The sequence below is a fragment of the Pseudomonas sp. 9AZ genome (assembly GCF_902506525.1).
Lineage (GTDB): Bacteria > Pseudomonadota > Gammaproteobacteria > Pseudomonadales > Pseudomonadaceae > Aquipseudomonas > Aquipseudomonas peli.
On the sequence record NZ_LR733840.1, the window covers coordinates 220,250 to 234,251 of the forward strand.

13 protein-coding genes are annotated in these 14,002 nt (G+C 59.8%); 2 read left to right on the forward strand and 11 right to left on the reverse strand.

The annotated features are described in order from the left end of the window. Window positions 1-23 precede the first annotated feature (23 nt). From sppA to rluC, 3 genes are read right to left on the reverse strand one after another with little or no spacing between them, the layout of a single operon-like run. The gene (sppA, locus tag ALTER154_RS01160; RefSeq protein ID WP_160084909.1) at window positions 24-1,001 is read right to left on the reverse strand and encodes a signal peptide peptidase SppA; all 978 of its coding nucleotides are present in this window, start codon (window positions 999-1,001) and stop codon (window positions 24-26) included. Further along, window positions 991-1,701 (reverse strand): HAD-IA family hydrolase, encoded by a 711-nt coding sequence (locus tag ALTER154_RS01165; RefSeq protein ID WP_256665367.1) that lies wholly within the window; start codon window positions 1,699-1,701, stop codon window positions 991-993. The genes sppA and ALTER154_RS01165 overlap by 11 nt, the downstream gene beginning before the upstream one ends. After that, on the reverse strand, window positions 1,694-2,647 hold the full coding sequence (gene rluC, locus ALTER154_RS01170) for a 23S rRNA pseudouridine(955/2504/2580) synthase RluC (protein ID WP_160084911.1): 954 nt from the start codon (window positions 2,645-2,647) through the stop codon (window positions 1,694-1,696). The genes ALTER154_RS01165 and rluC overlap by 8 nt, the downstream gene beginning before the upstream one ends. Window positions 2,648-3,228: 581 nt before the next feature. Here rluC and rne point away from each other — a divergent pair. After that, entirely contained in the window at window positions 3,229-6,327 is a 3,099-nt protein-coding gene (rne, locus tag ALTER154_RS01175) for a ribonuclease E (protein WP_167141175.1), read from the forward strand. 103 nt (window positions 6,328-6,430) lie between these two features. Here rne and murB read toward each other — a convergent pair whose 3' ends face one another. The 8 genes from murB to ALTER154_RS01215 form a co-directional block, all read right to left on the reverse strand. Further along, window positions 6,431-7,450, reverse strand: a complete 1,020-nt coding sequence (murB, locus tag ALTER154_RS01180) for a UDP-N-acetylmuramate dehydrogenase (protein ID WP_160084913.1) — start codon at window positions 7,448-7,450, stop codon at window positions 6,431-6,433. Then, window positions 7,447-7,911 carry a low molecular weight protein-tyrosine-phosphatase gene (locus ALTER154_RS01185; RefSeq protein ID WP_160084914.1) on the reverse strand — a complete coding sequence of 155 codons (465 nt, stop codon included), beginning with the start codon at window positions 7,909-7,911 and terminating at the stop codon, window positions 7,447-7,449. Before ALTER154_RS01185 ends, murB begins: the two co-directional genes overlap by 4 nt. After that, on the reverse strand, window positions 7,911-8,675 hold the full coding sequence (gene kdsB, locus ALTER154_RS01190) for a 3-deoxy-manno-octulosonate cytidylyltransferase (RefSeq protein WP_160084915.1): 765 nt from the start codon (window positions 8,673-8,675) through the stop codon (window positions 7,911-7,913). Before kdsB ends, ALTER154_RS01185 begins: the two co-directional genes overlap by 1 nt. Continuing rightward, the gene (locus ALTER154_RS01195; RefSeq protein ID WP_090387286.1) at window positions 8,676-8,861 is read right to left on the reverse strand and encodes a Trm112 family protein; all 186 of its coding nucleotides are present in this window, start codon (window positions 8,859-8,861) and stop codon (window positions 8,676-8,678) included. Between the two features lie 61 nt (window positions 8,862-8,922). Then, entirely contained in the window at window positions 8,923-9,924 is a 1,002-nt protein-coding gene (gene lpxK, locus ALTER154_RS01200; protein ID WP_160084916.1) for a tetraacyldisaccharide 4'-kinase, read from the reverse strand. A gap of 13 nt (window positions 9,925-9,937) precedes the next feature. Then, window positions 9,938-10,366, reverse strand: a complete 429-nt coding sequence (locus ALTER154_RS01205; protein WP_090248015.1) for a biopolymer transporter ExbD — start codon at window positions 10,364-10,366, stop codon at window positions 9,938-9,940. Next, entirely contained in the window at window positions 10,363-10,995 is a 633-nt protein-coding gene (locus ALTER154_RS01210; RefSeq protein ID WP_090248017.1) for a MotA/TolQ/ExbB proton channel family protein, read from the reverse strand. Before ALTER154_RS01210 ends, ALTER154_RS01205 begins: the two co-directional genes overlap by 4 nt. 72 nt (window positions 10,996-11,067) lie before the next feature. Continuing rightward, window positions 11,068-13,293 (reverse strand): DNA internalization-related competence protein ComEC/Rec2, encoded by a 2,226-nt coding sequence (locus tag ALTER154_RS01215; protein ID WP_160084917.1) that lies wholly within the window; start codon window positions 13,291-13,293, stop codon window positions 11,068-11,070. 134 nt (window positions 13,294-13,427) lie between these two features. Here ALTER154_RS01215 and ALTER154_RS01220 point away from each other — a divergent pair, with 134 nt between their 5' ends. After that, window positions 13,428-13,961 (forward strand): DUF2062 domain-containing protein, encoded by a 534-nt coding sequence (locus ALTER154_RS01220; protein WP_160084918.1) that lies wholly within the window; start codon window positions 13,428-13,430, stop codon window positions 13,959-13,961. Window positions 13,962-14,002: the final 41 nt, after the last annotated feature.

A 14,002-nucleotide genomic window follows, 5' to 3' on the forward strand; every position in this document is an offset into this window, starting at 1 on the left:
CTTGCTTGCAACAGCTACAGACCTTAGCGCAACGCCGGCCCCTGGAACCCCATCCACAGGGCAATGCGCTCAGCCATGCTGGCACCTAAAGTTTTGGCAAACTTATCGAAAGGTGATTCTTGCACCGTGAAGTCGACGATTTCCTTCTCGCCAATCACCTCCCGCGCCACGTAGCTGGTATTGCCCAAGGCATCGACCAACCCAAGCTTTAAAGCCTGCTCGCCAGACCAGACCAAGCCCGAGAACAGCTCAGGGTGCTCGGCATCTTTCAAGCGCTCGCCACGCCCCTGCTTAACGCTGGCAATAAACTGACGATGGGTGGTTTCCAGAACGCCCTGCCAGAACTTGGTCTCTTCGGCCTTTTGCGGCTGGAACGGATCGAGAAACGCCTTGTGCTCGCCGGAGGTATACACGCGGCGATCAACACCCAGCTTCTCCATTACCCCCACAAAACCAAAGGTGGCAGCTGTGACACCAATGGAGCCGACCAAACTGGCTTTATCGGCATAGATTTCGTCAGCGGCACTAGCGATGTAATAGGCACCCGACGCACCCAAATCGGTGATCACTGCATACAGCTTGATCGCCGGGTATTCGGCGCGCAGGCGGCGAATCTCGTCATAGATGTAGCCCGACTGCACCGGACTGCCACCCGGGCTATTGATGCGCAGGATCACGCCCTTGGTGTTGGTATCCTCAAACGCCGCACGCAGGCTGCTGACAATATTGTCAGCACTGGCCGATTCCTGATCGGCAATCATCCCGCGCACTTCGATCACCGCAGTATGACTGCCAGTGGTTGCGCCTTTTTTCATCGCAAGCATGGGCGAGAACAACGCCAGCGCGCCGAAGATATAAATGAAGGTCAGCAGCTTGAAGAAAATCCCCCAGCGCCGCGCCCGACGCTGCTCCTGCACACCGGCCAGCAGGGTCTTCTCCAGCAGCTGCCAGCTTTTACCGTCGCCATCAGCAGCAGCCGACGCCTTCCATTCATCTGCCATGCAAAACCACCTCAACTGACTGATTAGACGCACGCTGACCTAGCCAGACGCGCAACTCGGTGAAACATTCTATTGCCAGCGTTGGCTGACACTCACGCAACGCCTGCAACGGCTGTGCGCCATAACCCACCGCTACACAATCCATACCAGCGCGCTGCGCCATCAACAGATCAAAGGATGAGTCACCCACCATCAGCGCCTGACTAGCAGCAACACCGCTTTGCGCAAGAATCTCGTGCAACATCAGAGGGTCCGGCTTGCTCGCCGTTTCGTCGGCGCATCGGCTGTAGTCGAAATAATCCAGCCAGCCACGATCAGCCAGCACGCGCTGCAAGCCATGCCGCCCTTTGCCAGTCGCTACCGCCAGGCGATAACCGTCGGCACGAAACGCCTCTAAACCCTCAGCCACGCCATGGAACAGCGGCGAAGGCTCGGACTCAAGAGCCAGGTAGTTTTCGCTGTAGCTTTGCCGCAAGCGCTGCGCAAGAAGCGCATCATGCATATCCGGATAAAGACAACGAATCGCCTCAGGCAAACCCAAGCCGATAATGCCGCGCACCTGCTCATCCGTGCAACGCGGCAACTCACAGGCATCGGCAGCCATATGCATCGCAGTGACAATCCGACCAATGGAATCAACCAACGTGCCATCCCAATCGAAAATCAGCAGCTGGTAACCACGCTCCTGACAATCACTCACTGAGACGCACCATAGTCCGCGCCCACACTTCATCGACTGGAGCTTCAAGCTTGAGTTGACCACCCTCAGGCAGCGGCACAACCAACTCATAGGCATGCAGAAACAGGCGTTTACCGCCTAGATCGCGAATTTCCTTGGTGAAATCGTCATCGCCGTACTTGCTGTCACCGGCAATGCAGTGCCCGGCATACTGTGTATGCACACGAATCTGATGGGTACGCCCAGTGACCGGCTTGGCCTCAACCAAGGTGGCAAACTCGCCGAAGCGGCGCAGCACACGAAAAACGGTCAACGCTTCCTTACCCTCAGGATTGACCTCGACCATGCGCTCGCCGGAACGCAAATTACTCTTCAGCAGCGGCGCATTAACCTGTTTCTTGGCCGTTGCCCAGTGGCCGCGCACCAGCGCCATATAGCGTTTGTCCACACCATCGCCCCGCAGGGCTTCGTGCAGGTGACGCAACATGCTGCGCTTCTTGGCAATCATCAACAGACCGGACGTATCACGATCCAGACGATGCACCAGTTCCAGATCCTTGGCATCCGGACGTAACTGACGAAAGGCTTCGATAACTCCGTAATTCAGTCCACTGCCGCCATGCACAGCGATACCCGCCGGCTTATTCAGCACGATAAGCGCCTTGTCTTCATAGACAATCGCCGCCTCGAGGCGCTGCAAAAGCCCCTGCGCCAACGGCTCGGGCTCATCGCGTTCAGCCAAGCGCAGCGGCGGTACACGAATAATGTCACCAGCCTGCAGCTTGTATTCAGGCTTGATCCGCCCCTTGTTCACACGCACTTCGCCTTTACGCAAAATCCGGTAAATCAAAGTCTTGGGCACGCCCTTAAGCTGGGTGCGAAGAAAGTTATCAATGCGTTGGCCGGCAAGTTCCGGCGCAACCTCGAGCAGCTGGACGCCGGAGGTTGGAGGGGAAGGATTTGTCATCGCGCAATCATAACAATTTTTTATGGAATTGAAGCACTTAATCATTGCTGCTATAGTCGGGAACGCCGCCAAAAGCGGCTTGGTTTGCGGATGATCGCCAAAACTGCCATCCCCCAACCAACGCAACCCATTTGGGACGTGAGGCCGTCCGACGGGTTATTCAACGAAAGAAAAGCCTCCAAGGCTGTGAATAACTCGGAAATAAAGCCTATAAGCCATGATGCGCAGCCAGTCCCTTTGGACGGTTGCGGTAATAGTTAACCCGCTGCGGATGTTCGCGAGCGGCACCCGAGTTTCAGCGATACGTGTAGGGTGGAGATGTACAACTGTTGGTCCGCGTAGCAGCTCGCTTTACCAAGACGCTTCATCTCGTCCGCTACCAACAGCTGATTCCTCCTCCTGACTTAGTGCTTTCTGTTATCACAGCGAGCAGGAGACGTCCGTCGCGGCCCAGCACAATTGGCTGACCGCCGCTAGACACTGGAACGCTTTACGACCGTTCCTGACGCACCTGACACCGACCCCTGAAGTCGTGTGTGCCGAACGCCGCTTCCGCCAGCACCGGAAACCGACGGTACTACATGAAAAGAATGCTGATTAACGCAACTCAGCCCGAAGAGTTGCGTGTTGCCCTGGTAGATGGGCAGAAACTCTACGACCTGGACATCGAGTCCGGCGCCCGTGAGCAGAAAAAATCCAACATTTATAAGGGTAAAATTACCCGTGTAGAGCCCAGCCTCGAAGCTGCTTTCGTCGACTTCGGCTCTGAACGCCACGGTTTTCTTCCGCTCAAAGAAATCTCCCGCGAATATTTCAGCAAGGCCCCAGAAGGTCGCGTCAACATTAAAGACGTGCTCCGGGAAGGCCAGGAAGTCATTGTTCAAGTCGAGAAAGAAGAGCGTGGCAACAAGGGCGCAGCCCTAACCACCTTTATCAGCCTCGCCGGTCGTTACCTGGTGCTGATGCCGAACAACCCACGTGCTGGTGGTATCTCGCGCCGCATCGAAGGCGAAGAGCGTAATGAGCTGCGTGAAGCACTGAACGGCCTGGTCGCGCCAAGCGACATGGGCTTGATCGTGCGCACTGCAGGCCTCGGCCGCTCCAGCGAAGAAATGCAGTGGGACCTCGACTATCTGCTGCAGCTCTGGACCGCGATTAAAGAAGCCTCGCTGGACCGCGCTGCCCCCTTCCTGATCTATCAGGAAAGCAACGTGATCATCCGCGCAATCCGCGACTACCTGCGCCAGGACATCGGCGAAGTACTGGTCGACAGCATCGAAGCGCAGCAGGAAGCCCTGAGTTTCATCAACCAAGTGATGCCGCAGTACGCCAGCAAGATCAAGCTGTATGAAGACAGCGTGCCGCTGTTCAACCGCTTCCAGATCGAAAGCCAGATCGAAACCGCCTTCCAGCGCGAAGTGAAACTGCCGTCCGGTGGCTCCATCGTCATCGACCCAACCGAAGCCCTGGTGTCCATCGACATCAACTCGGCGCGCGCCACCAAAGGCAGCGACATCGAAGAAACGGCCCTGCAGACCAACCTGGAAGCGGCTGAAGAAATCGCCCGCCAACTGCGCCTGCGTGACATCGGCGGCCTGATCGTCATCGACTTTATCGACATGACCCCGGCGAAGAACCAACGCGCCGTGGAAGAAAAAGTCCGTGAAAGCCTGGAAGCCGATCGTGCCCGCGTACAAGTGGGCCGTATCTCGCGTTTTGGCCTGCTGGAAATGTCGCGCCAGCGCCTGCGTCCATCCCTGGGTGAAAGCAGCGGTATCGTCTGCCCACGCTGCAACGGTCAAGGCATCATCCGCGACGTTGAATCGCTGTCGCTGGCAATTCTGCGCCTGATCGAAGAAGAAGCCCTGAAAGACCGCACTGCTGAAGTCCGTGCGCAAGTACCAATTCCGGTTGCAGCCTTCCTGCTCAACGAAAAACGCAACTCGATCACCAAGACCGAGCTGCGCACGCGTGCACGCATCGTGATCATTCCGAATGATCACTTGGAAACACCGCACTTCGAAGTTACGCGCATCCGTGACGACAGCCCTGAAGCGCAATCCACTCAGTCCAGCTATGAAATGGCGACTATTGAAGTGGAAGAAGAGAAGCAGGCCGCCGCAACGCGCACCCTGGTTCGCCAGGAAGCAGCGATCAAAACCGCGCCGCAGCGCACTGCACCAACTCCGGTTGAAGCAGTAGCCGCACAGCCTGTTGCTGCCGCTGAGCCAAGCCTGTTCAAAGGCCTGGTCAAGTCGCTGGTCAGCCTGTTCGCTGGTAAGGAAGAGGAAAAGCCTGCCGTCGTCGAGAAGAAAACCAGCGAACGCCCTCAGCGCAGCGATGAGCGTCGTAACGGTCGCCAACAGAACCGCAACCGCGGTGGTCGCAGCAGCGAAGAGCGTAAACCACGTGAAGACCGCGGCCCTCGTGAAGAGCGCGCACCGCGCGAAGAACGTCAGCCACGCGTTGCCCGTGAAGAACGCGCACCGCGCGAGGAACGTGCGCCACGTGAAGAACGCAGCCCACGCGACGTTGTAGAAGTTCGTCAGCCGCAGGAAGTGCGCCAATCGCGCCCACCGCGCGAAGAGCGTCAGCCGCGCGACCGCAAGCCACGTGAAGAGCGCCAGCCGCGCGAACTGCGTGAGCCACTGGATGCCGCACCGGGTGATAGCGCAACGGTCAGCGAAGAAGTCCGTGCCGAACGCCCACAACGCGAACCACGCCAGCCGCGCGCACCGCGTGAAGAGCGTCAGCCGCGTGCTGAGCAGGCCGCTGTAGCCGCCGATGAAGAAGTACTGAACGCTGAAGAAGCGCTACAGGACGATGAGCAGGAAGGCAGCGAAGGTGGCGATCGCCCACGTCGCCGCTCCCGTGGCCAGCGTCGTCGCAGCAATCGTCGCGAGCGCCAGAACGATGCCAACGGCAACCCGATCGAAGGCAGTGAGGAAGGCGCAGAAGTATCAGCTGATGCCGACAACGCAACAGTTGCAGCAGTAACCGCCGCCGTTATCACCGGCGCAGACGAAACTGCCCAAGCAACCGTTGAAGCAGCACCGGTAGTTGTCGAGCAGGAGCAGCCACGCGAAGTCGCTGCCGCTGAAGCGCCACAAGCCGCTGTTGAGGCAGTAGTTGTAGAAGCAGTAAGCAACCCGGTTGTCGAATCCAGCGAAGCACCTGTATATGCCACCGAAGTCAGCGAAGCTGCACCAGCACCTGCTGTTGTAGAGGCGCCAGCTCCGGTTGCAGAGGTTGTTGAAGCGCCTGCCGTGGTTACCGCACCCGAGCCGGTTGCCGAAGCCGTAATAGCTGAAGTTGTAGCAGCCGAAGCTGCCCCTGTTGTTGCCGTCAGCAGCAGCGGTCGCGCGCCTAACGATCCGCGCGAAGTGCGTCGTCGTCAGCGTGAAGCCGAGCGTCTCGCCCGCGAAGCCGCCGAAGCACCAGCTGCTGCCGTACAGGTTGAAGCTGCTGCACCGGTAGCTGAAGAGCCGGCTGCAGAAGTGGTTGCCGAAGCCGTAGTTGAAACTGCAGCCGAAGCACCTGCAAGCATCGAAGCCGTCGAGCCCAAGGCCGAAACCGCCGCGCAAGTAGAAGCAGAAGTAAGCCAGGAGCCGCAAAGCTCACTGTTTACTGAAGTAGAAGCTGACGAGCAGGATAAAGAAGCGGTCAAACCGCAGGTCTGATCCGCTAGGCAATAAAAAAGGGGATGCTTCGGCATCCCCTTTTGCGTTCTGGCTTTTATTACAGCGCTATCAATACGCTGGTCGCAGCCTGCCGCCAAACGCCTTACAGCACGTTTGGCTCGATCTCCAACTCCACCGCAAAACGCTGGGCGATATCCGCCTGGATACGCTGCGCCAGTGCCAACAACTGCGCCCCGGTGGCTGCACCGTAATTCACCAGCACCAGCGCCTGCAAACGATGCACACCTGCATCACCGTCACGAAAGCCCTTCCAGCCCGCCCGCTCGATCAACCAGCCGGCGGCCAGCTTGACCTGTCCGTCTGCCTGAGCATAAGCCACCAGATCGGCATGCTCAGCGCGCAAGCGTTGCGCCAGCTCACCCGATACCAGCGGGTTCTTGAAGAAGCTGCCAGCATTGCCTAGCTCAGCCGGGTCAGGCAGTTTTTCGCTGCGAATGACGCAGATGGCCTGACTGACATCCAGCGCCGTCGGGACACCAATGCCCTGCTCCGCCAGACGCTGACGAACCGGACCGTAATCCAGATGCAGCGCAGCCGCGCGGCTCAAGGCAAAGCGCACCCGCAGGATGACCCAGCGCCCGCTTTCGCGCTTGAACAAGCTATCGCGGTAGGCAAAGGCGCAGTCCTGCAAAGAAAACTCACGCAGCTCGCCACTGTGCCTATCCAAAGCAGTCAAACCGGCAAACAGATCCTTCAGTTCAACGCCGTACGCACCGATATTCTGTACCGGCGCCGCACCCACGGTGCCAGGAATCAGGCTGAGGTTTTCCAAACCGGCAAAACCTTGCGCCAGCGTCCACTGCACAAATGGATGCCAGGACTCCCCCGCTTCCGCCTCAATCAGCACACGCTCGCCGTCATCGCTGAGTACGCGAATACCGCGACTGGCCATGCGCAAAACCAGCGCCTCAACGTCAGCGGTGAGCAGCAGATTGCTGCCGCCACCGAGCAACAACAGCGGCAACTGCTGCGTTTGCGCATAGCTCAGCGCTTCGCGCACCTGCTGATCATTCTCAGCCTCGGCAAAATGGCTGGCCTGGGCCTGGACGGCAAAGCTGTTATAGGGCTTCAGCGATACCTGGGTGCGCACCTGCAAGCTCATAAGCGCCCCTTGAGTTCGATAACCAGGGCATCACAGGCCTGCTCGATCAAATCCAGCACCTGGGCAAAACCGGCTTCACCACCGTAATAGGGGTCCGGCACTTCATCCAGCTCCAACTGATAACGACGCAGAAATAGGTCCAACTCGGCCGCATCATTGCCCGCACGCAGCTGCTGCAGGTCGTGCAGGTTGCTGTTATCCATCGCCAGAATCAGGTCAAAGGCATGAAAATCCGCCGCTTTGACCTGCCGACCGCGCAGCGCAGACAGGTCATAGCCACGCTGCTGCGCAGCCTGACGCGTGCGCAGATCAGCAGCCTTGCCCACGTGCCAGTCACCAGTGCCGGCCGAATCTACTTCGACGCGCCCTTCCAGCCCGGCTTCACGCAGCTTGTGGCGCAACACGCCTTCGGCCGTGGGTGAGCGGCATATATTGCCCAGGCAGACAAACAGAACGCGCATCAGGCCCCCAGCAGGCGACGAACCCGCTCCAGGTCTTCCGGTGTGTCGACACCCGCAGACGGCGCTTCAAGGGCATCGGCGACATGGATACGCACGCCATGCCAGAGCGCGCGCAGCTGCTCCAGGCACTCGGTGTCTTCCAGCCAGCACGGGCCCCAGGCGACGAAGTCATGCAGAAACTGCGCACGGTAGGCGTAGATGCCGATGTGGCGACGGTATGGCACGCCTGCTGGCAGCTCGTCACGGTTCTTGGCGAAGGCATCCCGCGCCCAGGCCAGCGGCGCACGGCTAAAGGTAAGGGCAAGGCCAGTCTTGTCGCTGACTACCTTGACCACATTGGGGTTGAACAGCGCCTGCACATCCTCAATCGGCTCAGCCAGGGTGGCGATTGCCGCCTGCGGATTCGCTGCCAAATTGGCCGCCACCTGATCAATGATCGATGGCGGAATCAGCGGCTCATCACCCTGTACGTTGACCACGATGGCGTCAGCAGCCAGGCCTAGAGCCGTCGCCACCTCGGCCAGACGGTCGGTGCCTGAATTGTGATCGACGCGGGTCAACACCACCTGCGCACCAAAGCCCTGACACGCCTCAACGATGCGCGCATCGTCAGTGGCGACGACCACCTGCTGCGCGCTGCTTTTGCACGCCTGTTCCCAGACATGCTGAATCATCGGTTTGCCGGCAATATCCTGCAGCGGCTTGCCCGGCAGGCGGCTGGAAGCAAAACGCGCCGGAATCACAACGGTAAAGGCAGTGCTCATTTACTTGTCCAGGCGCTCGTCGACGTTGAGGGTGCGGGCTTCGGTTTCCAGCATCACCGGGATGCCATCGCGAACCGGGAAAGCCAGGGCGTCGGCCTTGCAGATCAGCTCGCTCTTGTCAGCGGCGAGCTTCAGCGGGCCCTTGCACAGTGGGCAGGCGAGAATGTCGAGTAGTTTCGGGTCCATGGGAGGTCCTTGATAGGAAGCAGCTGCTGGGACGGACGAGGCCGCCGAATGATCAGAACAGTCAGGCGCGCGGCACAAGACGCTGCAATTGCTGATCAAACCAAGCGACAAACGCGGCCGAAGGCTCGGCATCCACCGCCAGGTACCACCAATCATCAGCCGCAAAGGCACGGCACTTGACCGCATCCTTTTCCGTCATCAGCACCGGCAGCTCCGGGCTGAAATTCAGCAGCTCGGCACTGTACGGCGCATGGTCGGCAAAGGCATGCGCGACAGGCCGCCAGTGTAGCCCTTCGAGGGTATTGAAGAAACGCTGCGGGTTACCAATACCGGCGACCGCATGCAGGGCCTGACCGGCCGGGAAGTGACTGAGCGGATGCTGCTCGCCACTGCGCAGGTTGACCAAGGTACGTGGCTGCAGGGTAAAACCGTAGCCATCCTGCGGATCGCTGGACGCGCCGTTATACAGCAGCGCATCCACGCTCTGCAGACGCTCGACCGGCTCGCGTAGCGGGCCGGCAGGCAGGCAATGGCGATTGCCCAAGCCGCGCGCGGCATCGATCAGCACCAGTTCGAGATCTCGGGCCAGGCGGTAGTGCTGCAGGCCGTCGTCACTGAGGATCAGGTCCAGCGGTTCGGACGCTAGCAAGGCCGCCACAGCGCTTCCACGATCAGGATCAATCATCAGCGGCACGCCGCTGCGTTGCACAATCAGCAGCGGCTCATCACCGGCCACGCTGGCGGCCTGATCAGCCTGCACGCGCCAGGGCAGCTGCGGCGGCTGTGCACCATAACCACGACTGACCACACCGACGCGCAGCCCCTGACGGCGACAATGCTCGATCAGCCAGAGAATCATCGGGGTTTTGCCGGTGCCACCGACGGTGATATTGCCGACCACCACTACCGGTACGGGAGCACGGTAGATCTCGCCCTCACCGGCCAGAAAACGTGCACGCTTGCGCTGTACCACCGCGCGATACAGCCACTCCAGCGGACGCAGCAGGCCCAGCGCCGGATGACCGGCGTACCAGGCAGCAGTAAGGCGTGCGGACAGGCTCATCAGTGGGCAACCCTCAAGGCGCGGCTTGCGCCTCGATGGTGGTCATGCGCAGGTGGGCAAAACCCAGCTTGCCGGCCGCATCCATAGCGGTAATCACCGCCTGATGCTGGGCCTTGGCATCGGCGCTGATGATAAGCGGCAGGCTGTTATCACCTTCCGACTCCTTCTGCAGCGCAGCCATCAGGCTTTCCAGATCGCTTTTCAGCAACTGCTTGGCATTCAGCGAGTAGCTGCCATCGGCGGCAATCAGGATTTCCAGCTGCTTCAGTTCGGTCTGCTCCGGCGGCGTGCCGGTGGCGGCCTCCGGCAGATCGACCTTGAGCTGGGTCTCACGGGTAAAGGTGGTGGTGACCACGAAGAACAGCAACAGGATAAACACCACGTCGATCAACGAGGCCAGGTTGATCTCGACGTTCTCCCGCGGTTTGCGCCGGAATTTCACGCCTTATCCTCGCCCATGTCGACATCACGGTCGCCCTGCACCACTTCCACCAGGCGAATCGCCTCCTGCTCCATACCGACCACCAGCTCATCGACGCGGCGTTGCAGGTAGCGGTGGAAGAACAGTGCCGGAATGGCCACCATCAAGCCCGCCGCCGTCGTGATCAGCGCCTTGGAAATACCGCCGGCGAGCAAGGACGCATTGGCCATGCCCGAGCCCATAAAGGAGCTGAAGATTTCGATCATGCCCAGCACCGTACCAAGCAAACCCAGCAGCGGCGCGATACCGGCAATGGTGCCCAGGGCATTCAGGTAGCGCTCCAGATCATGAATGACCCGTCCGGCAGCTTCTTGGATGCACTCCTTCATGATCTCGCGACCATGTTTGGAGTTGGCCAGGCCAGCGGCGAGGATCTGCCCCAACGGCGAGTTGGCGCGCAGCTCCTTGAGCTTCTGGTTATTGAGTTTCTTATCCTTGATCCACTTCCACACCTGACCGAGCAGGTTGGGTGGGGTTATGCGGCTCGGCCGCAACGTCCACAGGCGCTCGGCAATGATGCCGGCTGCAGCGATAGAACACAGAATGATCGGCAGCATCATCCAGCCGCCAGCTTTAACCAGTTCCCACACGGTGGCAGATCCCCTTCACAAAAGTGGCGCCACTCTAGCATAGGGCCGCGGCCTCGCCGACCGCCGCCGTTCTCATTTTTCCCGCCAAAAACGTGCTCGATAGCGCAAACCCTGCGCAGGCTCGAATGCGCCTAAACGAATCCTTACCGCGCCCTGCTCGACGGTGTCGTACAGCCGCGCCTCCAACGTCCGGTAACGCTCAATAACTTCGGCATGCGGATGGCCAAAGGCATTGTGCGCACCACGGGAAACCAGAGCAGCTGTGGGTCTGACCTTTTCCAGAAAAGCCGCCGAAGATGAACTGCGACTGCCATGGTGCGGCGCCAGCAACCACTCTGCCGGCATGGACAGATCGCTGTTGAGCAATGCACGCTCGGCTTGACTATCGATGTCACCGGTCAACCACAGGCGCTCGCCGTTGGCCTCAATGCGCAGGACGCAGGACGCTTGATTGCCATCGCTCGCACCATCCCAGCGCCAAGTACTGAATTGCACGCCATCCCACTGCCAGTGCTGATCACTGGCGCAAGCTTGGGCCTGCAGTGAAGGCGCGAGCTTATCCGCTTCGCCACTGAGCACTTGCCTGACCGGCAGACCGCGCTGAATCGCTGCGGCGCCACCGGCATGATCGCTATCAGCATGGCTGATCAGCAGCAGATCCAGGGCTCGGACATCCAGCGCCCGCAGAGAAGGCAGTACGACGCGCTCACCAGTATCGAACTCGCCAAAGCGCGGTCCGGCGTCATACAGCAGGTCATGCGACTGGGTTCGCACCAGCACCGCCAGACCCTGACCGACATCCAGCATCCACACTTCGGCTCGCCCGTATTCCGGGCGCTGCTGCGGGCTGAACAACAAGGGCAGCAGCAATAAGGCACCCAAGCTGCGCATTGGAAAAGCGGCTGGCAGCAGCAAAATCAACGCGCCCAACGCCACCATAAGCCAAGCCCAGAATGGCAAAGCACTAGGCAACCAGGCCGGCAGCCACAGGGCCAATTGCGTCAATAACTCGAACAGCAGGTCCAGCACCCAGCCGGCTACCCAGAGCAGTGCAGCCCCCACTCCAGGCACGGGCATCAATAAGGTGCCGAGCAATGCCAGCGGCACCACCAGTAATCCCACCACGGGAACAGCCACCAGATTGGCCAAGGGGCCACTGGCACTCACCGGCAAACCGAGGGCAAGCAGCAGCGGCAACAAGCCGATAGCCATGGCCCATTGCGCGCGCAGGAGGGTGCTCCACCAGGACCAGGCACCGAGCCGACCGCTGAAAATCAGGATCAGCAGCATCACTGCGCCAAAGGACAACCAGAACCCTGGTTGCAAACTGGCCAACGGCTCGCCCAGCAACACTGCAAGTAATGCCACCAACACAGGCAACCACACACCCAGATGGCGAAAGCGCCAGCGCCAGAGCAGCACCAGGCCGATCATCACGCAAGCGCGCTGTACTGGTACTTCAAACCCTGCCAATACGCCGTACGCCAGCGCACCAAGAAAAGCCAACAGACAGGCACTAGGCAGCCAGGACCAACTGCGCGGCCAAAGTCCTAGGCGCGCCAAACTGGCAACTAGGCCATATAACAGCGCCGCCAACAGACCAATATGCTGGCCGGAGATCACCATCAGGTGCACCGTGCCGGAGTTCTGCAGCACCTGCCAATCTGCAGTCGACAGCCCCGAGTCATCCCCTAACACCAGAGCCGCTAACGCGCCTTCGCGGCCATGCGCGGGCGTTGCCAAGAGCCGCTGACGCAAGCGGTCGCGCCAGGCTCCTGTTCCACTGGCAGGGGCAATCAGCTCGCCGCTTTTTACTGTGCCCGTGGCGCCAATGCGCTGCGCCAGGAGCCAGGCTTCGTAATCGAATGCCTGAGGGTTGACCAGACCATTAGGGCGCTTGAGGCGTACGGCTAAACGCCAGGTTTCACCGGCGCGCACTGCCGGCCCGCCATACCAGGCCAGACGCAAACGTGCGGGCAATGTGTCACGTCGTGAAACCACCTGTTCTAGCTGAAAGCGCACCACGCCCTCGCCCACCTCGGGCAGGCCAACCACCTGCCCTTGCAGCCACAAGGTACGTGCATCCAACTGCCGCGCCAGGCGATCATCAAGTGCCCACTGCGCCGACACGCACGCCCACGTGAAGCCAAATAGAAACAAGGCAATGGGATAGCTGCGAAATGGCAACAGCATCAAACCGGCGACCGGCAGAACAGCCAGCAGCCATAAGGGCGGCAAAGCCGGGAGGTAGCGCAGCACCAGCAGTCCGACCACCAGCGCGAAAATCCCTGTGCGCATAGACTCGCTCCGTGAGTCGAATACAGCATTTAACCTATCGATCAGCTTTTGCTTATTTGCTGTCACAAAGTGTGAAAACAGACTGCCATCAAAGGGTGCATAATATCGGCGCTTTTACCCGCCAGAGAGCCTTCATGCCGCGTCGTTTATTCAAGCGCTACATGCCCCACCCAGACCGTATCAAGGGCAATAAATCCCTGCGCTTTCTGGGCAGCCTGATCCACGATCCCAACCTCTGGCACCTCAACCGCCATTCTGTTTCACGCGCCATGGCCATCGGTCTATTCTGGGCAATGATCCCCATGCCCATGCAAATGGCCGCAGCCGCCGCCGTGGCGATTCCAGCCCGGAGTAACCTGCCGATTTCGATTGGTCTGGTCTGGCTGACCAACCCGATCACCATGCCGCCCGTGTTCTACTGCAGCTACAAGTTCGGCGCCTGGCTGATGAACACGCCTACCCTGCAAATGCCTGATCACATCACCCTTAGCTGGGTAGGCCATGTTCTGCAAACCCACTGGCAGCCGCTCTATCTGGGCTCGTTAGTACTCGGCCTGCTGTTCGCCCTGATCGGCTACTTCGCCACCAACGCTTACTGGCGCTGGTGGGTTCGACACAACTGGCGCAAACGCCAGGAAAAACGTCGGCAGCAAGACGTACAGCACTGATGCAAAAAAGCCGTTACTGAGTAACGGCTTTTTTGTTTCTG

Coding starts and splice junctions, on each gene's coding strand:
- ALTER154_RS01215 (WP_160084917.1), bottom strand. CDS start 13,293: ATGCGCACAGGGATTTTCGCGCTGGTGGTCGGACTGCTGGTGCTGCGC.
- murB (WP_160084913.1), bottom strand. CDS start 7,450: ATGAGCTTGCAGGTGCGCACCCAGGTATCGCTGAAGCCCTATAACAGC.
- sppA (WP_160084909.1), bottom strand. CDS start 1,001: ATGGCAGATGAATGGAAGGCGTCGGCTGCTGCTGATGGCGACGGTAAA.
- kdsB (WP_160084915.1), bottom strand. CDS start 8,675: ATGAGCACTGCCTTTACCGTTGTGATTCCGGCGCGTTTTGCTTCCAGC.
- ALTER154_RS01220 (WP_160084918.1), top strand. CDS start 13,428: ATGCCGCGTCGTTTATTCAAGCGCTACATGCCCCACCCAGACCGTATC.
- rluC (WP_160084911.1), bottom strand. CDS start 2,647: ATGACAAATCCTTCCCCTCCAACCTCCGGCGTCCAGCTGCTCGAGGTT.
- rne (WP_167141175.1), top strand. CDS start 3,229: ATGAAAAGAATGCTGATTAACGCAACTCAGCCCGAAGAGTTGCGTGTT.
- ALTER154_RS01195 (WP_090387286.1), bottom strand. CDS start 8,861: ATGGACCCGAAACTACTCGACATTCTCGCCTGCCCACTGTGCAAGGGC.
- ALTER154_RS01185 (WP_160084914.1), bottom strand. CDS start 7,911: ATGCGCGTTCTGTTTGTCTGCCTGGGCAATATATGCCGCTCACCCACG.
- lpxK (WP_160084916.1), bottom strand. CDS start 9,924: ATGAGCCTGTCCGCACGCCTTACTGCTGCCTGGTACGCCGGTCATCCG.